Origin of the sequence: Vibrio sp. 1F253 (assembly GCF_041439295.1) — a bacterium.
GTDB lineage: Bacteria > Pseudomonadota > Gammaproteobacteria > Enterobacterales > Vibrionaceae > Vibrio > Vibrio tasmaniensis_A.
Genome location: NZ_JBGONU010000005.1, coordinates 139,258 through 163,359, shown reverse-complemented (window position 1 = coordinate 163,359; position 24,102 = coordinate 139,258). Strand labels below are relative to the sequence as shown.

The window sequence follows — 24,102 nt, the reverse complement described above, 5'->3', positions numbered from 1 at the left end:
AGGTATTCTATGACGATCTGTAAGATTCTGTTCTAACCGAACTCACAAATTCCAAGATAACCGGATACCATCGATGCAAGAACAATATAACCCGCAAGAGATTGAAAAAAAGGTTCAACAACACTGGGATGACAGCGAGACTTTCGTTGTAAGTGAAGACCCAAATAAAGAAAAATTCTACTGTCTTTCTATGTTCCCGTACCCAAGTGGTCGACTGCATATGGGTCACGTGCGTAACTACACCATCGGTGATGTGGTATCTCGTTTCCAACGTCTACAAGGCAAAAACGTAATGCAGCCAATCGGTTGGGATGCATTCGGCCTACCTGCAGAAAACGCAGCTGTAAAAAACAACACAGCGCCTGCTCCGTGGACTTACGAAAACATCGAATACATGAAAAACCAGCTTAAGCTTTTAGGCTTTGGTTACGACTGGAAACGTGAATTCGCAACGTGTACTCCTGAGTACTACCGTTGGGAACAAGAGTTCTTCACGAAGCTTTACGAACAAGGCCTAGTTTACAAGAAGACATCTTCTGTTAACTGGTGTCCAAACGACCAAACGGTTCTTGCAAACGAGCAAGTAGAAGACGGTTGCTGCTGGCGTTGTGATACTCCGGTAGAACAAAAGAAAATCCCACAGTGGTTCATTAAAATCACTGAGTACGCTCAAGAGCTACTAGACGATCTAGACAACCTTGAAGGTTGGCCTGAAATGGTTAAGACCATGCAGCGCAACTGGATCGGCCGCTCTGAAGGTGTTGAGCTATCTTTCGCTGTTAACGGTGAAGAAGCGCCATTAGAAGTGTACACAACACGTCCTGATACACTAATGGGTGTTTCTTATGTTGGTATCGCTGCAGGTCACCCTCTTGCAGAGAAAGCATCACAGAACAACCCTGATCTTGCAGCATTCGTTGAAGAATGTCGTAACACCAAGGTGGCTGAAGCTGAACTCGCAACGATGGAAAAGAAAGGTATGGATACTGGCTTAACGGCTATCCACCCTCTTAACGGTCGTGTTGTTCCTGTTTACGTAGCTAACTTCGTTCTTATGGATTACGGCACAGGTGCGGTAATGGCGGTTCCTGCTCACGACCAACGTGACTACGAATTCGCAACTAAGTACGGCATCGATATCATCCCAGTGATCAAACCTGAAGATGGTTCTGAGCTAGACGTGTCTGAAGCGGCTTACACTGAGAAAGGTATACTGTTCGATTCTGGTGAATTCGATGGTCTTGCATTCCAAGAAGCATTCGATGCAATCGCTGCGAAGCTTGAAGCTGAAGGCAAAGGTAAGAAGACAGTAAACTTCCGTCTACGTGACTGGGGCGTTTCTCGTCAGCGTTACTGGGGTGCTCCAATCCCAATGGTAACGACAGAAGACGGTGAAGTTCACCCAGTACCAGCAGACCAACTGCCCGTTATTCTTCCAGAAGACGTGGTAATGGATGGCGTAACTAGCCCAATCAAGGCGGATAAGTCTTGGGCTGAAACCACATTCAATGGCGAACCTGCGCTACGTGAAACTGATACGTTCGATACTTTCATGGAGTCTTCATGGTACTACGCGCGTTACTGTTCACCACAAGCTGATGACATTCTAGATCCAGAGAAAGCTAACTACTGGCTGCCAGTTGACCAATACGTTGGTGGTATTGAGCACGCTTGTATGCACCTGCTTTACTCTCGTTTCTTCCATAAGCTTCTTCGTGATGCGGGTTACGTAACGTCTGATGAACCGTTCAAGCAACTACTATGTCAAGGCATGGTTCTGGCTGACGCGTTCTACCACACGAACGAGAAAGGCACGAAGGAATGGATTGCTCCAACTGACGTGACTATCGACCGTGACGCGAAAGGTCGTATTGAAAAAGCAGTCGACAACCAAGGCCGCGACGTTGAACACTCAGGCATGATCAAAATGTCTAAGTCGAAAAACAACGGTATCGACCCACAAGAGATGGTAGACAAGTACGGCGCTGATACAGTACGTCTATTCATGATGTTTGCATCGCCTGCAGACATGACGCTTGAGTGGCAAGAGTCTGGCGTTGAAGGGGCAAACCGTTTCCTTAAGCGTGTTTGGAAACTGGTTCACGCTCACTCTTCTAAAGGTGCGGCTGAAGCTGTTGATGCTTCTGCTTTGTCTGGTGACCAAAAAGCACTTCGTCGTGATATCCACAAGACTATCGCGAAAGTAACGGACGATATTGGCCGCCGCCAAACGTTCAACACGGCAATCGCTGCAATCATGGAACTGATGAACAAGCTAGCGAAAGCACCTCAAGAATCTGTACAAGATCGTGCAATCCTTGATGAAGCGCTAAAAGCAGTTGTACGTATGCTTTACCCAATGACGCCACACATCTCTTACGAAATGTGGATTGCGCTTGGTGAATCAAACGTAGACTCAGCAACATGGCCAACGTTTGACGAGAAAGCGCTAGTTGAAGACGAGAAGACTATCGTGGTAATGATCAACGGTAAGCTACGAGCAAAACTAACGGTTGCTGCTGACGCGACAGAAGAGCAAGTTCGTGAACTTGGTCTAAACGATGAGAACGCTAAGAAGTTCCTAGATGGCTTAACTATCCGTAAAGTTATCTTCGTACCTGGTAAGCTTCTAAACATCGTTGCTAACTAATTTCGTTAGCACAGTGCAATTACTGAAGAATTAACGAACTTAATTCATCAAAAGCAGTCTGTAGACAGGGTAGCTAATAGCCCTGTCTACTTATTTAAGCGCTTTAGACTTGAGCCTAACAACTCAAACGAACTAAAGCCTTTAAATAAGTATTCTACCTTCATGAGAGCCATCAAATAATGCGCCTGAATTCACTATCTTCATTGAAAGTTACTATTGTTGTTCTAACCGTTAGCCTACTGAGCGCCTGTGGTTTTCACCTGCGTGGTGATTACTCTGTGCCAGAAGAGCTCAACAAGATCTCAGTAACCAGTTACGACCAATACAGTACGTTTACACGTATGATGAAAAGCCAGCTACGTATGAATGATGTAGAAATAGTGCCACCAGCTGAAAATATCCCTAACCTACATATTCTTGGTGAAGGAGTTGGGGAACGTACTTTGTCGCTATACCAAAATACTCGTGCCGCTGAGAAAGAGCTGACGCTTAACGCTTCATACCGCGTAACGATCCCAGAATTAGGGGCCAATACCTTCTCAACTAGCGTAACCCGCAGCTATTTAGACAACCCACTAACGGCACTCGCAAAATCGGTTGAGCGTGACATGATTGAAGACGAAATGCGCAAGCTTGCAACAAGCCAAATCCTTCGTCAAATGGCCCGACTGAAAGCGACTATTGCCGCAGGAAATATGAACCTAGAAGAGCTTGAACAGGTTCAAGTAAAAGAGCTAGAAAAACAGTACAACATCAAAAACATCGAAATTGACGATGTTGAGGTCGACGCAAGTGCAGTACCTGATGCTGAGCCTAGCGTAACTGTCGAGCAATAGGTTTATTTAATGCGTATTTTTGCTGATCGTTTATCTGAGCAACTTGCTAAGCAGTTAAGCAACGTTTACCTAATTTTTGGTAACGAACCTTTACTGCTGCAGGAAAGCCGAGAAGCGATTCAAAAGACAGCCAAAGAGCAAGGCTTTGAAGAACGCCACCGCTTTGCTATTGATAGCAGTCTCGACTGGAATCAAGTCTACGACTGCACTCAAGCATTGAGCCTATTCTCTAGTCGTCAGGTCATCGAACTTGAATTGCCAGAGTCCGGGGTCAATGCGTCGATTGCAAAAGAATTACTCGCAATCTCTGAGCATATACACAACGATATTCTATTGATCTTGATTGGCACTAAGCTAACTAAGGCTCAAGAGAGTGCTAAGTGGTTTAAAGCACTCTCTAATCAAGGGCATTGGGTAAGCTGTTTAACTCCTGATGTCAGCCGATTACCTCAGTTTGTTCAAACACGCTGTCGTCAGATCGGCTTATCACCGGATCCTGAAGCGATACAAATGTTGGCGCAGTGGCATGAGGGTAATCTATTTGCGCTCACCCAAAGCCTAGAAAAACTGGCTCTCCAATACCCAGATGGAAAGCTCACATTAGTACGTTTAGAAGAATCGCTGAGTCGACACAACCACTTTACGCCATTCCATTGGAGTGATGCGTTATTAGCAGGCAAAGGCAACCGTGCACAGCGAATCCTGCGTCAGTTAGAAGCCGAAGGTGTCGAACCCGTCATCTTGCTGCGTAGCATACAACGTGAGCTTGCTCTGCTATTACAAATGCAGCAACAAATGAAGCAGATGCCAATCGCGCAGGTATTTGAAAAGCACCGTATCTGGCAATCAAAAAAACCTCTTTATAACGCCGCGCTAACAAGAGTTTCGATTTCTCGATTACACTCCCTGTTTGCGTTGCTCACTCAAGCTGAATTGATGACAAAAACCCAATATGAACAGTCGCCTTGGCCACTAATTCATCAGTTAAGCGTAGAGTTTTGTATCCCTTCAGCTTCAATCCCATCTCACGCATAAAAGCGTGGTATATTCTAGGGTCAACAGACCCTAAAAAGCTAAACTCAGATTAAAGGAACACCCCGTGTTACGTGAAGAACTAAAAGATTTTCTTGCAGACAAAGCCGACGACATGAAAGCAGAATCGATTGTGACTATCGATGTAGAAGGCAAATCAAGTGTTACTGACTACATGATTGTTTGTACTGGTACATCTAAGCGCCATGTTGCCTCTATTGCACAGCACGTTGCTGATGAAGTGCGCAAGGCTGGCATGAATCCCCTTGGCATGGACGGCCAAAAAGAAGGTGAATGGGTTGTTCTAGACATGGGCACAAGCATGCTTCACGTTATGCAAGAAGAGCATCGTGAACTGTACCAACTAGAAAAACTTTGGGGCTAAGCTTTGAAGATCCAGTTAATCGCAGTTGGTACAAAAATGCCAAAGTGGGTTGAAGAAGGCTTTAAAGAATATAAACGCCGCTTCCCTCATGATATGCCATTAGAACTCATTGAAATCACTGCGGGAAAACGCGGTAAAAATGCCGATATTGCACGTATTCTTCAAAAAGAAGGCGAAGCAATGTTAGCTGCAGTTCCGAAAGGCAACCGCATTGTCACACTCGATATCCCAGGAAGAAAGTGGGATACGCCTCAACTCGCAGAGCAATTGGAAAGTTGGAAGCTGGATGGCCGTGACGTTTCTATCCTTATTGGCGGGCCTGAAGGATTAGCACCAGCATGTAAAGCGGCAGCAGACCAAAGCTGGTCTCTGTCAGCACTTACTCTCCCTCACCCATTAGTACGCGTTATCATGGCTGAAAGCTTGTATCGAGCTTGGAGCGTCACTGCTAACCACCCTTATCATCGAGAATAAGCGTTAATGTTACGTAAACGTAGCCAAATTCGTGATTACAAAGCAGAAGCACGACTATTTACTAGTCGTGCTTTTGTTGCGTTTGCAGGGATTATAGTGATGATGAGCTTGCTGGTTGTGAACCTTTACAACATCCAAGTTAATCAATATCAGGACTATAAAACCCGCTCCAACGACAACCGCATCAAGGTCGTTCCAATCGCACCCAATCGTGGTTTAATTTACGACCGCAACGGTGTACTTCTTGCAGAAAACCGGCCTGTTTTTAATCTGGAGATCACCCCAGAAAAAGTCAAAAACATGGAAGATACGCTTGTTCGTTTACAAGCGTTAATCGACATACCACCGGAGCGTATCGAACGTTTTAATCGTGATCGTCGTAATTCACGTCGCTTCAAATCAGTACCTATTCTTAATCAGCTTACCGAAGAACAAGTGGCGGTCTTTTCTGTAAATCAACATAAGTTCCCAGGCGTTGAAGTGACAGGGACGCTAAAACGTTTCTACCCTTATGGTGATGTGTTAACTCACGTGATTGGCTACGTATCTCGCATCAACGACCGTGATATGCAGCGCTTGGTTCGTGAAGAGAAAGACGCCAATTACCAAGCCACCCGCGATATCGGTAAACTCGGCATTGAGCGCTATTACGAAGACATGCTACACGGCACCGCTGGCTATCAAGAAGTCGAAGTAAACAGCCGTGGACGAGTGATCCGCACTCTTAAATTTGTACCTTCGGCTCCGGGGAAAGATATCGTGCTCAACTTGGATATCAAACTTCAGCTATACGTGCATAAACTGCTTGATGGACGTCGTGGTTCAGCCGTGGTTCTCGACCCGAAAGACAATGGCGTATTAGCCATGGTTTCCAGCCCAAGCTACGACCCAAATGCCTTTGTGCATGGTATTTCCTCGAAAGGTTATAATGCCCTGCTTCAAGACAAAGACCGACCTTTAGTTAACCGTGCAACGCTAGGAATTTATCCGCCAGCATCGACGATCAAACCCTTCATTGCCGTCGCAGCTCTGCAAGAAGGCGTAATTACTCCGAACACGACGCGTAATGACCCAGGCTATTGGAAGATTCCAAACTCAAAAACGAAGCCGTTCCGCGACTGGTTACGTTGGGGACACGGTGTCGTTGACATAGAGAAAGCCATTGAAGAATCGGTTGATACCTTCTTCTACCAAATTTCATTTGATTTAGGCATCGATCGCTTATCTAAATGGATGATGTTATTCGGTTTTGGTGATTACACTGGCATCGACATTTACGAAGAAAGCAAAGCGAATATGCCCACTCGCGAATGGAAAATGGCCAGACACCGTGTACCTTGGTATCAAGGTGACACCATCCCTGTCGGTATTGGCCAGGGCTACTGGACAGCAACACCAATGCAGATTGCAAAAGCGACTTCAGTATTGGTCAATGAAGGAGAGGTAACCGCTCCCCATTTACTACGCGCGACAATTGAGAACGGTCAACCGTTCGATGAACAAACGATATCTGAAATCGAAACGTACCCTCCGGTAACTGGTGTTAAGCAGAGATACTGGGATATCGCGCAAGAAGGCATGAGATTGGTAAACCACGGAAAGAAAGGCACAGCAAGACGCTCATTCCAAAAAATGTCTTATCAAACTGCTGGTAAATCAGGTACTGCACAAGTATTCGGTCTAAAAGAAGATGAAGAATACAACGCAGATGAAATCGCAGAACATTTACGCGATCATGCCCTCTTCACCGGTTATGCGCCTTTTGAAGATCCTGAAGCGATCGTAACTATCGTTTTGGAGAATGCCGGTGGTGGTTCATCAAATGGTGGCCCAGTTGTAAGAAGAATTTTAGACCATATTATTCTTGCAGAAGATTATGAAAGTGAGCCAATAAAATAATGAAACTTGATCCTTCAACTGGACGAAATAGAGCCCTATTTGAACGGCTGCATATCGACCTTCCGCTATTGCTTGGCATTCTGGTTTTAATGGGCTTTGCCCTATTGATCATGTACAGCGCAAGCGGACAAAGCCTTGCGATGATGGATCGCCAAGCGATGCGTATGGTGCTGTCTTTAGGTGTGATGATCTTTTTAGCGCAAATCTCGCCTCGTACTTATGAGACCTTGGCTCCACTACTGTTTGCGGGCGGCGTTATTCTACTACTCGGAGTGTTGTTCTTTGGCGAGGCCTCTAAAGGTGCACAGCGCTGGTTAAACTTCGGCTTTATTCGATTCCAACCCTCTGAACTATTGAAGCTTGCAGTACCTTTGATGCTGGCTCGATTTATTGGTAAGCGCTCACTGCCACCCACTTTCCAAACTTTAGCTATCTCATTAGTGATGGTGTTTGTACCTACAATCCTTATCGCTAAACAGCCCGATTTAGGCACATCGATACTCATCGCAGCATCCGGTATCTTCGTGATATTCCTGGCAGGTATTAGTTGGAAGATCATTGCCAGTGCCGCGATTGCACTGGGTGGGTTTATTCCAATCTTATGGTTCTTCTTGATGCGTGAATATCAAAAAGTTCGTGTAAGAACCCTTTTTGACCCTGAATCAGATCCATTAGGTGCAGGCTATCACATCATCCAAAGTAAGATTGCAATTGGCTCTGGTGGTATATCAGGAAAAGGTTGGCTGCAAGGTACTCAATCTCAACTAGAGTTCATTCCAGAGCGCCATACCGACTTTATTTTTGCGGTCATCGCCGAAGAGTGGGGCATGATTGGTATTTTGTTTTTGCTCGCTATCTACCTGTTCATTATTGGCCGTGGCTTAGTGCTTGCAAGCCAAGCTCAAACAGCATTTGGGCGAATGATGGGCGGCAGTATCGTACTGAGTTTCTTCGTCTATATTTTCGTAAACATTGGTATGGTAAGCGGCATTCTACCTGTGGTTGGTGTCCCTCTACCTCTGGTCAGCTATGGCGGTACCTCTATGGTTACCCTTATGGCCGGTTTCGGTATTTTAATGTCAATCCATACACACAGAAAAGCATTCTCAAAGGCGACCTAATTGATGTCTGTTAAAGTAACTCCTATAAAAACATCTTTGGTTAATGAGCTGCCAATAAAAAAACTAGTGTCTATAGTGAGCCTAGCCGTTGTTATAAACGGTTGTTCTTCGACAGAACCAACAGGCCGCTACGATATAGATTCAGATATTGCACCAGACGCACCGATCTCAGTAGAGCATCTCGAGGATGCTCACCCTCAGTATGAACCTTATAGTTTAGGTGGTAACACGGATTACACTTTGCGTGGCGAAGACTACAAGATCGTAAAGAAGACAGAAGGGTTTACTGAGAAAGGCAAAGCCTCTTGGTACGGTAAGAAATTTCATGGTCATTTAACGTCGAATGGCGAGATCTACGACATGTATTCGATGTCTGCGGCACACAAAACATTGCCGATTCCGAGCTATGTAAAAGTGACGAATACCGACAATGACAAAACGACGATTGTGCGCATCAATGACCGAGGCCCATTTCATGAAGGGCGAATCATTGACCTTAGTTATGCCGCGGCATACAAACTCGATGTATTGAGAACAGGCACGGCAAATATTGAGATAGAAGTCATCACTGTGGCTATGCCAACCGACGCAAATAAAAAGGCGGCTTTACCTCAATTTATTATTCAAGTAGCCACTTCCCCACATGAAGATAGAACCGAGAAGTTAGCCAAAGATCTAGGCGAAAAGTTAGCTGTAGCAACGTTCTTGCAGCCAAATGATGATAACTACCGCCTGATGCTTGGCCCATTTCATGACTATGCTCTGACTCAAGAAAAATTAGAACAAGTTAAGCTAATGGGTTACCCGTCAGCTTATATAAAAAAACACACGCTAACTCGCTAATTTATCTAACAGTTACTTCTGGTAATCAGCGCTCTGGTGTGACAGAGTGATTCTGTTAATATATGAATAGTTCACCTAATAATTGCATTCAAAATGATTAAATCTAATAAACTTGTTAAATCGATTTTTGCTACTTCAGTTGCACTTTCTGCAACGATAGCAACATCGTCATTCGCCGCTCCTATTATTGTTCCTGACGCTCCTCAAATCGCTGCTAAGGGATTTGTTCTGATGGATTACCATTCAGGCAAAGTACTCGCAGAGAAAGAGATGAACACTCAACTTTCTCCAGCAAGTTTAACCAAGATGATGACGAGCTACGTAGTCGGCCAAGAGCTAGAGCGTGGCAACATCAACCTAAACGACGATGTTGTTATCAGTGAAAATGCTTGGGCTAAAAACTTCCCTGATTCATCTAAGATGTTCATTGAAGTTGGTACAACCGTTAAAGTTGAAGAGCTGAACCGCGGTATCATTATTCAATCAGGTAACGATGCTTGTGTTGCGATGGCTGAACATATTGCCGGCTCTGAAGATGCATTTGTTGACTTAATGAACGCATGGGCGAGCTCTATCGGCATGAAAGACACGCACTTTGCTAACGTGCACGGTCTAGACAATCCTAACCTTTACTCAACGCCTTACGATATGGCGCTACTAGGTCAGGCGCTGATTCGCGACGTTCCTGATGAGTACCGTATCTACTCACAAAAGAAATTCACTTACAACGGCATCACCCAGTATAACCGTAACGGTCTGTTATGGGATAAGAGCATGAACGTTGATGGCATTAAAACGGGCCACACGAGCAACGCAGGTTACAGCCTAGTAAGCTCAGCAACAGAAGGCAAAATGCGTCTTGTTGCGGTTGTGATGGGCACCAAGAATGCGAACGCTCGTAAAACAGAAAGCAAAAAACTGCTTAGCTACGGTTTCCGCTTCTTCGAAACAGTGGCACCACATACTGCTGGCGAGACATTCGTTGAAGAAAAAATCTGGATGGGTAGCAAGGACACGGTTGCACTAGGTGTCGACGAAGATACGTTCGTTACTCTGCCTCGTGGCCAAGCTAAGAACCTGAAGGCAAGCTTCGTGCTTGAGAAAGAGCTAGAAGCACCAATCAGTAAAGGCGACGTTGTGGGTAAACTATTCTACCAAGTCGACGGTGAAGACGTTGCTGAATACCCACTACTTGCACTTGAAGATGTAGACCAAGGCAGCCTATTTAGCCGCCTGTGGGATTACCTAGTACTGCTGTTTAAAGGGTTGTTCTAAACCAGTCAACAGTTTGTTCTACGCAAAATCTAAGCTTGCTGTATAGCTAACCTAATGAGTAGGTTCATGATTTGCTCATTAGCGAAACAAAAGCCGCCATGTGCGGCTTTTGTTGATCTTGAGTTCGGTGATATTTACACGTAATATTCCGCCTTATTACTCGTGTCTGTTGACCGAACACGCTTTTTATCGACATTTCGCCAATTTGCGAGAGTCTAGCCTTTTGGAGCTAATCATGAACATCAATTCTGATGCAAAACTAAAAGACCTCTTAGAGTTCCCTTGTTCATTCACTTACAAAGTTATGGGCTACGCTAAGCCAGAACTTACAGAACTAGTGCTAGAAGTGATCCAGCGTCATGCTCCTGGTGACTACAGCCCAACTCTAAAACCGAGTGCGAAAGGTAACTACCACTCTGTTTCTATCAATATTACTGCGACTTCAATTGAGCAAGTAGAAACGCTATATAAAGAACTGGGCGAAATCGAAATCGTTCGTATGGTTCTGTAACTTTCGATTACGCATGAAAAACAGCGGCTTATTGCCGTTGTTTTTGTTTGAAACCCTCGCTCCTCTTCCAAAGCGCTCAACTTAATTTTCAATAAATACAAAGAAAGTTGAAAAACCTTGCTGTCCGTCTGTAGTTAGAAACCTGTTTCGCGTTTATAATGCGCTCACTTTATTAATCCTTGAGGAAGTGCCGCTTTGCAAAATAAGCTAATCGTAAAAAAATTAGGTCGTCAGGATTACGAACCTGTATGGAAAGCCATGCATAAGTTCACAGACGAACGCACGGATGAAGACGTAGACCAAATTTGGTTGGTTGAACACAACCCAGTTTTCACTCAAGGACAAGCAGGTAAAGCTGAGCATGTATTAAATGCTGGTGATATCCCTGTGATACAAAGCGATCGCGGTGGCCAAGTGACGTACCACGGGCCCGGTCAGTTAGTCGCTTACTTCCTGATAAACATCCGCCGCAAGAAATTCGGAGTGCGTGATTTGGTTACTCATATTGAGAACCTCGTAATCAATACTCTGAAAGCTTACAATATAGATTCAACTGCCCGACCTGACGCTCCTGGTGTTTATGTCGATGGCAAGAAAATCTGTTCACTTGGATTACGAATTCGACGCGGCTGCTCGTTCCACGGGTTAGCACTCAACGTCGATATGGACTTGTCTCCATTCCAACGTATTAACCCATGTGGTTACCAAGGAATGGAAATGGCGCAAGTAAGCCAACTCGGCGGTCCAAGTGAACTAGAAAACGTTGAGCAACAGTTAATACAAGAGCTCGTAGAACTACTCGGCTATGACCAAGTAGACATTCAAGCCACCAGTAACATTACAGCAGAAGCATAAAATCATGAGCAAACCAATCCAAATGGAAAAAGGCGTTAAATATCGTGACGCTGACAAAATGGCATTAATTCCCGTAAAGAATATGCCTGCTGAACAGAAAGAAGTTTTACGTAAGCCTGCATGGATGAAGATTAAACTTCCTTCAGACAGCCATCGTATTCAAGAAATCAAATCTGCAATGCGCAAAAACAACCTGCACTCAGTTTGTGAAGAAGCGTCTTGCCCTAACCTAGCTGAGTGTTTTAACCACGGCACGGCAACGTTTATGATTCTTGGCGCTATCTGTACTCGTCGCTGCCCGTTCTGTGATGTTGCCCATGGTCGACCAAATGCTCCAGAAGCCGAAGAGCCGAAGAAACTGGCTAAGACGATTAAAGACATGAAACTGAAGTACGTTGTAATCACTTCAGTGGACCGCGATGACTTACGTGATGGCGGTGCTCAACACTTTGCTGATTGTAACCGTGAAATTCGCGAGCAAAACCCAAACATTCGTATCGAAACACTGGTTCCGGACTTCCGTGGTCGTATGGACGTTGCGCTTGAACTAATGAAAGACAATCCACCAGATGTTTTCAACCACAACCTAGAGACGGCGCCGCGTCTATACCGTAAAGCGCGTCCAGGTGCGAACTACAAGTGGTCTCTTGATCTGTTAAGAAAATTCAAAGAGCAGCATCCAAACATCCCAACCAAATCAGGTGTGATGATGGGCCTTGGTGAGACGAAAGAAGAGATCGTTCAAGTATTGAAAGATCTTCGTGAACATGGCGTAACAATGCTGACACTAGGCCAGTACCTAGCACCAAGCCGTCACCACTTGCCAGTTGAACGTTACGTGCCGCCTTCTGAGTTTGATGAGTTGAAAGAGATTGCTCTAGAGCTAGGCTTCACTCACGCAGCATGTGGTCCGTTTGTACGTTCTTCTTACCATGCAGACTTGCAAGCACAAGGTATGGAAATTAAGTAATCACGATTGCTTAACGAACAATACAAAGGCGCTGAATTTTATGTTCAGCGCCTTTTTTCTATCGAACAAGCTTGTTCGATACAAAAACAACAAAGCCACTCATTAAGAGTGGCCTTGAACTGCAAGTCTAATCATCTAGATGTTAAATGGTCTACTAGCCAAAAGATGCCCAGATAACCGTTGCGACTAAAATTGGGCACACGAACTTCACATACATTGGCCAAACCTTACCAAACCAACCAAGTTGAAAGTCAGGACAACCTTGCTCAAGCTCTTTCACTTTTGACGCTCGGCTCCATACCCAACCACCAAACACACAGAACATCAGTGCAGCGACTGGTTGAAGGTACTGAGTCGCAATCATCGCTACCATGCCAAACATCGCAGCAAAGTTGTAAACAATCACCACACTGAACAATGCGATAGCACCACCAATTACCCAACTTGTTGGCGTTCGTCTGATCTTGAAACGCTCACTAACAAGAGCGACAGGGGCTTCCAACATTGAAATCGATGAAGTAAGTGCAGCAATCGTTAGCAATAAGAAAAACACAATTGCGAAGACCTGACCCAGCATACCTAAGCTATCAAACATCAAAGGCAGAACCGTAAATACTAGGGTATCAGAGCTCAGTAATGAGCCATCTTCAGCATAGATTTGAACACCTTTTTGCATCGCAACAAACATGGCAGGCATCACGACTAAGCCCGCAATAAAAGCAACCGCGGTATCAACTAAGGTAACGTTCATTGCCATTTTTGGCAGGTTCTCTTTCTTACTTAAGTAAGAGCCATAAACCAACATCGAGCAACCACCAATAGTGAGCGAGAAGAAGCCCTGCCCCATAGCTGCCAAAATCAGTTTTCTATCCCACACTTTCTCAAAGTCTGGAACGAGGTAATGCTTTAGGCCTTCCATCGCGCCAGATTGCGTCATGATGTAAACAAACAATAAGCCAAATAACACAAATAGCGCAGGCATCAAACGGGTCGACCATTTCTCGATCCCCTGCTTAACACCGCCCTGAACAATCAAGATAGTCAGCACATAGAATGCGACGGTACCAAAAACATTGCGCTCAACACTGAAGCCTTTAAACCAATCAGCAGCGGCCTCTAGACCAATCAGGTCAGCGACAGCACCAATTAGGAAGCAGATCAACCAACCACCGACAATGCTATAAAACGCTAGCACTGCACTTGGAACACTCAACCCAATCCAACCGACAAATTCACCGACTTTCTTGCCTAACGGGTTTGTAGTCAAAGAACGCATGCTATCGACAGGATTTGCTTGGCCATGTCGACCAATAGCCATCTCAACCACCAGCATCGGGAAAGCAACCACGAAAATCATAATTAGGTAAACAAGCAGAAAAGCACCACCCCCGTTACTGGCGACTTGGGTTGGGAAACCCCAAATATTACCTAAGCCAACAGCTGCACCCGCCGCTGCTAAAATAAAACCCAAACGAGAGCTAAAGTGCTCTCTTGAAGAGGAAGATTGTTGGTCCATATTGCCCGCATTAAAAATCAATGAACTAGTTGAGAAGTACAGTAATCAAAAGCAATGATAGGCACAACTAATAAATGAGCGATCTTCTAGTTTTTACAACAAATACGCTATTTAGAACCATTAAATTAACAAATAACTGGTCTTATCGTTTACCGAAAAGCAGTAAAGCAAGGTTCAGGACTAGAGAAACAATGGATTGAATTGAGATGATTACTCGTCGTATTGTTCAATTTATACGAACAAAAAGAGCACCAAATGGTGCTCTTGTGACTTATAGTTAGATTCAGATTAGATCGTGAAGACTTGATAGTCTTTTAGGTTCGGAATGATTTCATGCAGCTGTTGCTCTTGTTCTGCCATCTCATCAAGAGAATCACAGAACTCATTCGCTTCCTCTTGCACTTGTTGAGAGTGTTCTTTCATGCGCTCTTCAACTTTAAGCTTTAATGCAGCCATGCTGTCAGCCAATTCAGTAAGATTTAAGCCACCATCTTGTTTCATTTTTTCTGACATCGCATTAAAAGCGCTAGAGATAAATTCTTGGTTAAAGATCTCCTTAGCCTTCTCGAAATCTTCAGACCAACCATTGGCCATCGAATCAAAACTGTCTGCTGGTAACACTAACTCGCCATCTTTGTAGTAACGAGCTTCCAGTTCATCAAAGTAGGTTTTCATTGACTCTTTTACATTATCAAATGATTCCGGTGAATCTAGGCTAGCAGCAATGTCATCAATAACATCATTCGCTAACGCTAAACCATCGTTAGCCATTTGTTTCGCTCTTGGTAAGTACTCACTCATTTTTTCGCGGTATTTCTCAATCGCCGCTTGTTGGTCGGCATCAAGCTCAACCTTCTCACCATGGATATATAAGTCGTTGTTACCATCAAAAACGGCAGTATCACCATTCACTTGATGGATTTCGACTTTCTGGTCATCGATTCGCAATTCATTTTTCAAATCAACTCGACACTGAGCAGCAAAAGTTGGCAGGCTCACAACAGAGATTACCGCTGTTAACGATGCGATTAATACATTGTTCTTCATAAACATTTTGTTTTTCATAAATACATTGTTTTTCATAACATCCTCTCATCAATCTGACAGATTACTATACCCTTGGTATATGCTTCTTTGTCAGAGAAACGTTTTATATATATCCGTTACTCAGTTAGTCGATAGATATTACTTCATAGCAAAACTGTTTATCTGCGACCTTAAACTCAATCTCATCACCGACTTCTTTCCCCATTAGAGCCTGACCAAAAGGTGCATTTTCCGTCACGATAGCAACTTCATTGTTATTCCACGTAACAGAAAGCCCACCGACTCTCGGCCCCATGAAAAAGTGTTTATATTGATCATGCTCGTCAATGACCACTACATAGCTGCTCACTGTAATCTTCTCACTATCACGCAGCACTAAGTTACGATAACACTGAATGTCACCTTCACACTCTTGCACTCTTACTGCTTGACCGTGGGCAAGATACGAAGCTTCTAGTGCCAATGTATCGTACTTATGCTCAGGCACAGTCTCTTCATCGGTCGCCGCATCAATAGCGCGTTGAGTCGCAGATTGTGCGATACGTAATCGGGATTCGAGTTGCTCTATGATTATTTGGCGAAGCTCAGACTTATTCATACTATTGGGGTGCTTTTCTATAGGAGCTACAGAATAGAATTAGGTACAATCAGGTGCAAGACATTTGATTCATCAAGCGACGTAATCATCAATAGGCGCCCGCTTTAACATCAATACGACACTTAATAACTCAGGTAGAACATAAATGATTGAGCAGAAGCTAAAACAAGTATTCGGATTCGACTCACTGCGTAATGGGCAAAAGCAAGTCATTGATAATGTTCTATCTGGTCACTCGACTGCCGCTATATTCCCAACAGGCTCAGGCAAGTCGCTTTGCTATCAATTGCCAGCATTAGAGTTGCCGCACTTAACCTTAGTGATATCACCATTGTTAGCCTTAATGAAAGACCAGCTCAACTTCTTACACAGTAAGGGAATAAGCGCGGCTGCAATCGAATCAAGCCAAGACAGACAAACCACACAACAGGTGATGCAATCCGTGCGTAACGGGGACACCAAAATCCTAATGATCTCTGTTGAGCGCTTGAAGAATGAACGCTTTCGTCAGTTTATCTCCCAAGTTCCCATCTCTATGCTCGTAGTTGATGAAGCACACTGTATATCAGAATGGGGACACAACTTCAGACCAGACTACCTGAAGCTTCCCCAATACCAAAAGCAGCTCAATATTCCACAAGTACTGCTACTGACAGCTACTGCAACGACATCGGTTATCCAAGATATGAAGTCGAAGTTTGATATCGATGAGGAGCGCGTGGTGGTTACGGGTTTCTATCGTCAAAATCTTGATCTGTCGATTCAACCTTGCGAACAAACCAGCAAACTAGAAACCTTGTGCAATGTCGTTAACCAAGCTTCTCTCGCTCCGACTATTGTTTATGTCACCCTTCAACAGACAGCAGAGATGGTGGCTCAACAACTCCGTAATGCTGGCGTTAATGCCGTGGCTTACCATGCCGGTCTTAAGCCTGAAAACCGAGATGCCATTCAACATCAATTCATGAATGATGAAGTGAGCTGTATCGTGGCAACCATTGCTTTTGGTATGGGTGTCGATAAGTCCAACATTCGCCGAGTGATTCACTTTGACTTACCGAAATCGATCGAAAACTACTCGCAAGAGATAGGCAGAGCAGGCAGAGATGGGCAAGCGTCTGAATGTATTCTTCTCGCCAACAAATATGGTCTAAGTACACTAGAGAACTTCGTCTTTGGCGACACGCCAGACAACATATCAATTCAAACGGTCTTAAAAGAAATATACGAAAACCAAAACATTGCGGCTTCTGGCGCAAACCAATGGGAAATCATGCTCAACCAACTATCGCGTGAGTCCAACATTCGTCAGTTACCACTAAAAACGCTATTGGTGTATCTTGAAATTGAAGGCGTGATTGAGCCTAAATACAGCTACTTTGCTGACTACAAATTTAAATTCATACGTACTAAGCAGCAGATCACCGAGCAATTCCAAAGCGAACGTCGCCATTTTGTAGAAGCAATTTTCCAATGCTCTCCTCAAGCCAGAGTTTGGTGCCAAGTCGATTTCGATGCCCTTTGGACTCACTTTCAAGCAGATCGTCAGCGTGTGATTGCGGCTATCGATTACTTCAATGAACAAGGTTGGATTGAGTTAGAAAGTAAGCAGATCACAGATGTGTATGCGATCCACAACACCACTGAAGACATGATGCAGTTATCGGAACGTCTAACTGAATTGTTTAAGGCAAAAGAGAACAGTGAGATAAACCGCCTTAACCAAATGCTGAGCTTCTTTGAGGCTGATACCTGCCTAAGCTCTTGCCTTGCGAGTTACTTCGCCGATGATAAAGCGCCAGCCAAGTGTGGTCACTGCTCTGTATGCCGTGGTGAAGTGGCAATTTTACCAACCGTCGATGTTGAACCCGTTGACGACGAGACCGTAATGACATGGATTCATGAATTCGTATCTAAGAGTCAACAATTGATCACCGACGAAGCCATTACTCGTTTTCTATGCGGAATCGCGACTCCACTTTCAACCAAGCTTAAAGCCAGCAAAATGGTTGGATACGGAAAGCTAGAGCAACAACCATTCAGTGATACCTTAGCGCGAGTTAAACAGCTTCCTAGGTAAGCTAATTTCCTTGTTTAGAAAAAACCGACTAGGTTATCAAATCTAGTCGGTATTCAAACACCGACACTTTTAACAACACCTCTAAGTCTAACCTCTCAGCCTCTTCCCCTAAAAAAAACTCAACTGACGCATTTGGTCTTTTGGTTGCAGCATTACGCTTAAACCAAGCAGACGTATTTCTCTCCCCTGTTGCCTTTTCAGTATTTCACTTAACAGTTCTTTGAAGTGTTCACGATCGAGAGAGGCGTGGATGTGTTCAATCGTGGTTTGTTGAAAGTCGGCGAACTTGAGCTTAATGCCCTGCTTGATGATCGCTTTGCTTGGGCTGGCTTTTTCTAAGCGAGTTTCGAGTTCAGGAAACAGCTTGTCTTCGATTACCTGCCAACATTCTGCGTAGGTTGAAATGTTTTGGGTGAAGGTGCGCTCTACGCCTACCGATTTTCGCTCGCGCTCAATAATAACTTCTCTGTCATCAATACCATGGCTGCGCTTCCAGAGTGATGCGCCTTGACGGCCAAACCTGAGCAATAGATCTCGATAGTCAGATTCCTTAATGTCCTTACAAGTAAAGAAGCCAGCTTGATGGAGCTTTTCAATACTGACCTTGCCAACGCCTGGGATTTTTTCGAGTGGCAGCTCATCAATCACTGATTGAACATCCTGTGGAGGTATTACAAACTGACCATTGGGCTTGTTTAGATCCGAGGCCACCTTCGCCAAAAATTTAATCGGCGCAATACCAGCAGAAGCGGTCAGGTTAAGTTCATTCCAGATATCGCGACGAATCGATTCGGCAATCAGTGTTGCCGAGCCACGACACAGCGTCGAATCCGTGACATCAAGAAAAGCTTCATCTAAAGACAGGGGTTCAATGATGGATGTATATCGAGAAAAAATCTCGCGAATCTTTTTCGATATCTCGACGTAGACCGACATCCTCCCAGGAACAACCAACAGATTGGGACAAAGCTGCAGCGCCTTTCCCGTCGGCATTGCAGAACGAATACCAAACTTGCGAGCTTCGTAATTGCAGGTACTCAAAACGCCACGCTGCTTTTCATGCCCCCCAACTGCAAGTGGTCGATTTCGGTAAGCAGGATTATCTCTCATTTCAACAGCTGCGTAAAAACAGTCCATATCAACGTGGATTATCTTTCTTACTTTCTCTTCACTCGCACTACACATCTAGGAATAACCCAACCTTACAACTGTATTTATAAACAGTATAATCAATTATTCTCAGATTTAAAATGATCTGGAGCCCAGCTAAATAGCTTTAACTTCATTAGCCACTTACTATTCTGATAGTATTGTTAGAGAGTATTTAACCTATAAGTAGGGATAACTTTTGAGTGATAAAATACTAGTAGTCGAAGATAGTCGTGCATTCAGAAACTACCTGTACCAGCAATTTAAAAATGATGGCTATGAGGTTGCGCTGGCTGAATCAGTGGCTGAAGCTAAAGCTATCTTAGAACAAGATACGGATTTCTTGTGCGCGGTGCTCGATTACTGCTTACCCGATGGTCAAGATGGCGAGATCATTGATTTGGTACTCAGCTATCAACAAAAAATCATAGTCCTAACCGGCATGTTCAACAACACACTTCGAGAACAAGTACTCGCGAAGGGTGTGATTGATTACATCCTCAAAGACAGCATGTCATCAGTCAGTTATTTGCTTCCTTTGGTTAATCGAATCTCAAATAACCGATATCATAAAGCCTTGGTTGTTGATGATTCTGCGGTTGTTCGTCGATATGTAGTGCAACTTCTTGAGCACCAATATATTCAAACGATTCAAGCGGAAGATGGCGAACAAGCACTAGAGCTTCTCCAAAACGACCCCGACATCACTTTCGTCGTTACCGATCATGACATGCCAAACAAAGATGGCATTTCGATGACCCGTGACATTCGAGTACACCATGATCGTAATCAACTCGCTATTCTTGGGCTATCTGGCAGTGACGACCGAACCATGACAGCTCGTTTCCTTAAGGCTGGTGCCAACGACTTCCTTTACAAGCCATTTAACCAAGAAGAGTTTTTCTGCCGTATTCATCAGCTACTCGATATGAAAGAGGCCACCAATGAACTATTTCGTCATGCAAATGAAGATGCTCTGACCGGGCTTTGGAACCGTCGTTATCTATTCAATCAAACATGTAAAGGCTGCGAACATCGCAGCATCGCCATGATGGATATAGACTTCTTTAAAAAGGTGAATGATACCTACGGTCATGATGGTGGCGATGCGGTACTCATTGAAGTCGGAAAGATCATCAAAAATCATTTTAAAGATGATGTCGCCGTTCGTTTCGGCGGTGAAGAGTTCTGCATTCAATCATGCCGACCATTTGAAGAATTTGTCGACACGCTAGAGTCAATGAGGATTGCGATACAAAACCAAGAAGTTATTCATGACTCACAACGGATTAAAGTCAGCATGAGTATCGGGTTAAGCGACTTAGTTGGCAGTTTGGATGAGCAAATAAAAGCCGCGGACGAACTACTTTATACTGCAAAAGAACAAGGTAGGAACCAACTGGTCTTTGCGCGCAATAACATGCAAATCGACCACTAGAAATTCGTTTTTGTTTCCGTTTTTAGCATTCCAAAATAGACAGTTCACTCAAACAAAAAAAGCTCAAGACGATAATCTTGAGCTTCTTATTCTAAGGGCATAGACAACTCTATTCCCCTATGACTGTCACCAATTAAGCGATACGGTCTTTACTCCAAGCCGCTTCTTTTTGTTGACGTTCTGCCAGTTTCTCTTCACGGTATGCTTCACGTGCTTCACGTTTTTTACGCGCATCACAAGGTTCAGGGCAGTTACATACTTTATCAATACCAACAGCACCTAAGCCACCACAGCTACCTTTCACAACTTTCTTTTGGATAATATAGCCAATTGACATCGCTGCGATTACTGCAAGAAAAACACCAAATGTAATCAGAAATGTATTCATAATTATCTCGCTTACCTTATTTACCTAAGTATGGCTTAAATGCTTCTGAAGCAATTTCTTTAAAGCCATCAGCTGTTTTTACCACCATGAACACTGGGATGTTATGTTGGTTTGCGACTTCCAGTCCTTTTTCTTCACCTAAGACCATAAGGCCAGTAGATAAACCGTCTGCAGTCATTGAAGACGGATTTAAAACGGTTACAGAAACCACTTTATGATGAAGCGGCTTACCTGTTTCTGGGTTGATGATGTGTGAATAACGAACACCATCACGCTCAAAATAGTTTCGGTAGTCGCCAGACGTTGCGATCGCCATATCACCAGGCTCGATGATCTCTTGAATGTTGCGCTCGTCAACACTTGGCTTCTCGATGGCGATGCGCCAACCTACACTTTCACGGTTTAAGCCCTTCAAACGGATTTCACCGCCCACTTCTACCATGTAGTTATGAATGCCAATTGAATCGAGGTAGTCAGCAACGACATCCACGCCCCAACCTTTTGCAATGGTCGAAAGGTCAACATACAAGTTAGGCAAATCTTTGCTTAGCTTATTACCTTCAACGCTTAAGTGGTGAATACCAACCTTAGCCTTACGAGCCGCAAGCTCTTCGTCTGATGGAACCACTTCAGGACGCGCTTCTGGACCAAAACCCCACAAGTTAACTAATGGACCAACCGTCACATCCAACGCACCTTCAGTAAGACCGTTCAAACGAATCGCTTCTTTCACAACGATAGCGGTTTGTTCAGACACTTCGAATGCGTCCGCACCTTTGTGTTGGTTGAAACGGCTCAGCTCTGAATCTTCACGGTAAGTCGACATTTGATCATTCACTTCTTCAAGTAGACGATCGATCTCGGTATGAACTTCTTTAGACTCAGGAAATTCATCGCCATTGATGTACTTAATGTTATAACTGGTCCCCATTGTTGGGCCACTTAAATGCACTTGCTCTCTTGCCTGCTCACAGCCCGCAAGAAAAATAAAAGAAGTTAATGCAACAAGCCAAATTCTCACTTGCTTACTCCTGTCTAATGTTGAGGATTTATATAAGGAAAAATAGGTATTTTAAATGCCTTACTCTTTCTTATATAAGCCAGTTTGTTGTCACGAGTAGTCTTAGAAAAACAAATGGCTGACTCGTAAGAGTCAGCCATAATATCAATCACTTAAATGGATTAACCACCGAAGTCATCTAGTAGGATGTTTTCATCTTCTACACCAAGATCTTTCAGCATGCCGATCACAGCCGCGTTCATCATTGGTGGACCACACATGTAGTACTCACAGTCTTCAGGAGCTTCGTGATCCTTCAGATAGTTTTCGTACAATACGTTGTGGATGAAACCAGTGTAACCGTCCCAGTTGTCCTCAGGTTGAGGATCAGACAGAGCACAATGCCACACGAAGTTTTCGTTTGCAGCTGCTAGGCCGTCGAAGTCTTCAATGTAGAACATCTCACGCTTAGAACGTGCACCGTACCAGTAAGACATCTTACGAGTAGAGTTAAGACGCTTAAGTTGGTCGAAGATATGTGAACGCATTGGCGCCATACCTGCACCACCACCGATGAATACCATTTCATTGTCTGTGTCTTTAGCAAAGAACTCACCAAATGGACCAGAAATAGTACATTTGTCGCCTTCTTTAAGAGACCAGATGTATGAAGACATCACACCAGGAGCTACGTCAGGGTTGTTTGGCGGCGGAGTTGCGATACGCACGTTAAGCTTGATGATGCCTTTCTCTTCTGGGTATGAAGCCATAGAGTAAGCACGGATCGAATGCTCTTTAACGATAGACTCGTAACGGAACAAGTTGAACTTATCCCAGTCACCACGGTATTCCTCAGGAATATCGTAATCTGCGTATTTCACGTGATGTGGTTCAGCTTCAATCTGAATGTAACCACCCGCGCGGAACGGAACTTCTTCACCTTCAGGGATAGCTAGAGCCAATTCTTTGATGAAAGTAGCTTCGTTATCGTTAGAGATAACAGTACATTCCCACTTCTTCACACCAAAGATATCTTCGTCTAGTTCAATCTCCATGTCAGTTTTCATAGCAACTTGACATGCTAGACGTTCGCCTTCGCGAGCTTCACCTTTTGTGATGTGATCAAGTTCAGTTGGAAGGATGTCGCCACCACCAGACTTAACTTTTACACGACACTGACCACAAGAGCCACCGCCACCACAAGCAGAAGATACGAAGATACCAGCGCCAGCTAGGGCACCAAGTAGCTTGCTACCAGGCTGAGTAACGATCGCCTTTTCAGGGTCGCCGTTTACAGCAATAGTGATGTCACCTGATGGTACTAGCTTAGACTTAGCGAAAAGAATCACTAGAACTAGAGCCAATACAATAATGGTAAACATCGCTACGCCAAGAATAATGCTTTGCATTTGTTATTCCTTATTACTGGGTGCTTACCCTACAGTTGAACACCAGAGAAAGACATAAAGCCTAACGCCATCAGACCAACAGTAATGAACGTGATACCAAGGCCACGAAGACCTGGAGGTACGTCAGAGTACTTCATCTTCTCACGGATACCCGCAAGAGCAACGATAGCTAACATCCAACCCACACCTGAACCGAAGCCGTAAACAACAGATTCAGCAAAGTTGTAATCACGAGTTACCATGAAAGATACACCACCAAAGATTGCACAGTTAACTGTGATCAGTGGAAGGAAGATACCTAGTGCGTTGTACAAAGGTGGGAAGAAACGGTCTAAAACCATCTCTAGGATTTGTACAAGTGCCGCGATAACACCGATGAATGCGATGAAGTTAAGGAAACTTAAATCGACCCCTTCAACAAGCGCGTTTTCTTTCAGGATGTGTGTGTAAACAAGGTTGTTTACAGGAACAGCGATTGTAAGTACTACAACTACCGCAACACCAAGACCAAAAGAAGTTTTAACTTTCTTAGAAACCGCTAGGAATGTACACATACCTAGGAAGAAAGAAAGCGCCATGTTTTCGATGAAAATCGATTTAACTAGCAGACTAATATAATGTTCCAT

22 protein-coding genes are annotated in these 24,102 nt (G+C 44.2%); 14 read left to right on the top strand and 8 right to left on the bottom strand.

The features are described 5' to 3' along the window. Positions 1 to 73 precede the first annotated feature (73 nt). The 12 genes from leuS to lipA all read left to right on the top strand — a co-directional run bounded on the left by leuS (position 74) and on the right by lipA (position 12,851). On the top strand, positions 74 to 2,650 hold the full coding sequence (leuS, locus tag ACED28_RS04590; RefSeq protein WP_371709390.1) for a leucine--tRNA ligase: 2,577 nt from the start codon (positions 74 to 76) through the stop codon (positions 2,648 to 2,650). Positions 2,651 to 2,829: 179 nt separating this feature from the next. Continuing rightward, positions 2,830 to 3,486: an LPS assembly lipoprotein LptE gene (gene lptE / locus ACED28_RS04585; protein ID WP_371709389.1), complete on the top strand. Its 657-nt coding sequence runs from the start codon at positions 2,830 to 2,832 to the stop codon at positions 3,484 to 3,486. 9 nt (positions 3,487 to 3,495) lie between these two features. Then, positions 3,496 to 4,521 (top strand): DNA polymerase III subunit delta, encoded by a 1,026-nt coding sequence (holA, locus tag ACED28_RS04580; RefSeq protein ID WP_017101913.1) that lies wholly within the window; start codon positions 3,496 to 3,498, stop codon positions 4,519 to 4,521. Between the two features lie 64 nt (positions 4,522 to 4,585). After that, positions 4,586 to 4,903, top strand: coding sequence for a ribosome silencing factor (rsfS, locus tag ACED28_RS04575; RefSeq protein WP_009848475.1), 318 nt, complete (start codon positions 4,586 to 4,588; stop codon positions 4,901 to 4,903). A gap of 3 nt (positions 4,904 to 4,906) precedes the next feature. Next, complete coding sequence (gene rlmH, locus ACED28_RS04570; RefSeq protein WP_017096211.1) at positions 4,907 to 5,377, top strand: 23S rRNA (pseudouridine(1915)-N(3))-methyltransferase RlmH; 471 nt, start codon at positions 4,907 to 4,909, stop codon at positions 5,375 to 5,377. A gap of 6 nt (positions 5,378 to 5,383) precedes the next feature. Beyond that, positions 5,384 to 7,276, top strand: a complete 1,893-nt coding sequence (mrdA, locus tag ACED28_RS04565) for a penicillin-binding protein 2 (RefSeq protein ID WP_371709388.1) — start codon at positions 5,384 to 5,386, stop codon at positions 7,274 to 7,276. Continuing rightward, the gene (gene rodA, locus ACED28_RS04560) at positions 7,276 to 8,397 is read left to right on the top strand and encodes a rod shape-determining protein RodA (protein WP_009848472.1); all 1,122 of its coding nucleotides are present in this window, start codon (positions 7,276 to 7,278) and stop codon (positions 8,395 to 8,397) included. The genes mrdA and rodA overlap by 1 nt, the downstream gene beginning before the upstream one ends. A gap of 3 nt (positions 8,398 to 8,400) precedes the next feature. Beyond that, positions 8,401 to 9,240, top strand: coding sequence for a septal ring lytic transglycosylase RlpA family protein (locus ACED28_RS04555; RefSeq protein ID WP_135382076.1), 840 nt, complete (start codon positions 8,401 to 8,403; stop codon positions 9,238 to 9,240). Positions 9,241 to 9,333: 93 nt separating this feature from the next. Further along, positions 9,334 to 10,515 (top strand): serine hydrolase, encoded by a 1,182-nt coding sequence (locus ACED28_RS04550; RefSeq protein WP_012603373.1) that lies wholly within the window; start codon positions 9,334 to 9,336, stop codon positions 10,513 to 10,515. Positions 10,516 to 10,747: 232 nt separating this feature from the next. Further along, the gene (gene ybeD, locus ACED28_RS04545) at positions 10,748 to 11,026 is read left to right on the top strand and encodes a DUF493 family protein YbeD (RefSeq protein WP_029223108.1); all 279 of its coding nucleotides are present in this window, start codon (positions 10,748 to 10,750) and stop codon (positions 11,024 to 11,026) included. A gap of 195 nt (positions 11,027 to 11,221) precedes the next feature. After that, on the top strand, positions 11,222 to 11,881 hold the full coding sequence (gene lipB / locus ACED28_RS04540; protein ID WP_012603371.1) for a lipoyl(octanoyl) transferase LipB: 660 nt from the start codon (positions 11,222 to 11,224) through the stop codon (positions 11,879 to 11,881). Between the two features lie 4 nt (positions 11,882 to 11,885). Further along, positions 11,886 to 12,851 carry a lipoyl synthase gene (gene lipA / locus ACED28_RS04535; RefSeq protein WP_009848385.1) on the top strand — a complete coding sequence of 322 codons (966 nt, stop codon included), beginning with the start codon at positions 11,886 to 11,888 and terminating at the stop codon, positions 12,849 to 12,851. 154 nt (positions 12,852 to 13,005) lie between these two features. Here the strand turns inward: lipA and ACED28_RS04530 are convergent, their stop codons facing one another. The 3 genes from ACED28_RS04530 to ACED28_RS04520 form a co-directional block, all read right to left on the bottom strand. Continuing rightward, entirely contained in the window at positions 13,006 to 14,367 is a 1,362-nt protein-coding gene (locus ACED28_RS04530) for a sodium-dependent transporter (RefSeq protein WP_371709387.1), read from the bottom strand. A 288-nt stretch (positions 14,368 to 14,655) separates the two neighbouring features. Next, positions 14,656 to 15,450 carry a YggN family protein gene (locus tag ACED28_RS04525; protein WP_371709386.1) on the bottom strand — a complete coding sequence of 265 codons (795 nt, stop codon included), beginning with the start codon at positions 15,448 to 15,450 and terminating at the stop codon, positions 14,656 to 14,658. A gap of 88 nt (positions 15,451 to 15,538) precedes the next feature. After that, complete coding sequence (locus ACED28_RS04520) at positions 15,539 to 16,012, bottom strand: GreA/GreB family elongation factor (RefSeq protein ID WP_009848382.1); 474 nt, start codon at positions 16,010 to 16,012, stop codon at positions 15,539 to 15,541. Between the two features lie 145 nt (positions 16,013 to 16,157). Here ACED28_RS04520 and ACED28_RS04515 point away from each other — a divergent pair, with 145 nt between their 5' ends. Continuing rightward, positions 16,158 to 18,092, top strand: coding sequence for an ATP-dependent DNA helicase RecQ (locus ACED28_RS04515; protein ID WP_371709385.1), 1,935 nt, complete (start codon positions 16,158 to 16,160; stop codon positions 18,090 to 18,092). 108 nt (positions 18,093 to 18,200) lie between these two features. Here ACED28_RS04515 and dinB read toward each other — a convergent pair whose 3' ends face one another. Then, complete coding sequence (dinB, locus tag ACED28_RS04510; RefSeq protein WP_371709384.1) at positions 18,201 to 19,277, bottom strand: DNA polymerase IV; 1,077 nt, start codon at positions 19,275 to 19,277, stop codon at positions 18,201 to 18,203. A 163-nt stretch (positions 19,278 to 19,440) separates the two neighbouring features. Between dinB and ACED28_RS04505 the strand changes: the two genes are divergently transcribed. Continuing rightward, positions 19,441 to 20,679, top strand: coding sequence for a response regulator (locus tag ACED28_RS04505; protein WP_371709383.1), 1,239 nt, complete (start codon positions 19,441 to 19,443; stop codon positions 20,677 to 20,679). Between the two features lie 133 nt (positions 20,680 to 20,812). Here ACED28_RS04505 and nqrM read toward each other — a convergent pair whose 3' ends face one another. From nqrM to nqrE, 4 genes are all read right to left on the bottom strand, one after another. Further along, positions 20,813 to 21,067: a (Na+)-NQR maturation NqrM gene (gene nqrM / locus ACED28_RS04500; protein WP_009848378.1), complete on the bottom strand. Its 255-nt coding sequence runs from the start codon at positions 21,065 to 21,067 to the stop codon at positions 20,813 to 20,815. A gap of 16 nt (positions 21,068 to 21,083) precedes the next feature. Next, on the bottom strand, positions 21,084 to 22,088 hold the full coding sequence (locus ACED28_RS04495) for an FAD:protein FMN transferase (RefSeq protein ID WP_371709382.1): 1,005 nt from the start codon (positions 22,086 to 22,088) through the stop codon (positions 21,084 to 21,086). A 161-nt stretch (positions 22,089 to 22,249) separates the two neighbouring features. Then, positions 22,250 to 23,476 (bottom strand): NADH:ubiquinone reductase (Na(+)-transporting) subunit F, encoded by a 1,227-nt coding sequence (gene nqrF, locus ACED28_RS04490; protein WP_009848376.1) that lies wholly within the window; start codon positions 23,474 to 23,476, stop codon positions 22,250 to 22,252. A 29-nt stretch (positions 23,477 to 23,505) separates the two neighbouring features. Beyond that, positions 23,506 to 24,102: an NADH:ubiquinone reductase (Na(+)-transporting) subunit E gene (gene nqrE / locus ACED28_RS04485; RefSeq protein WP_009848375.1), complete on the bottom strand. Its 597-nt coding sequence runs from the start codon at positions 24,100 to 24,102 to the stop codon at positions 23,506 to 23,508.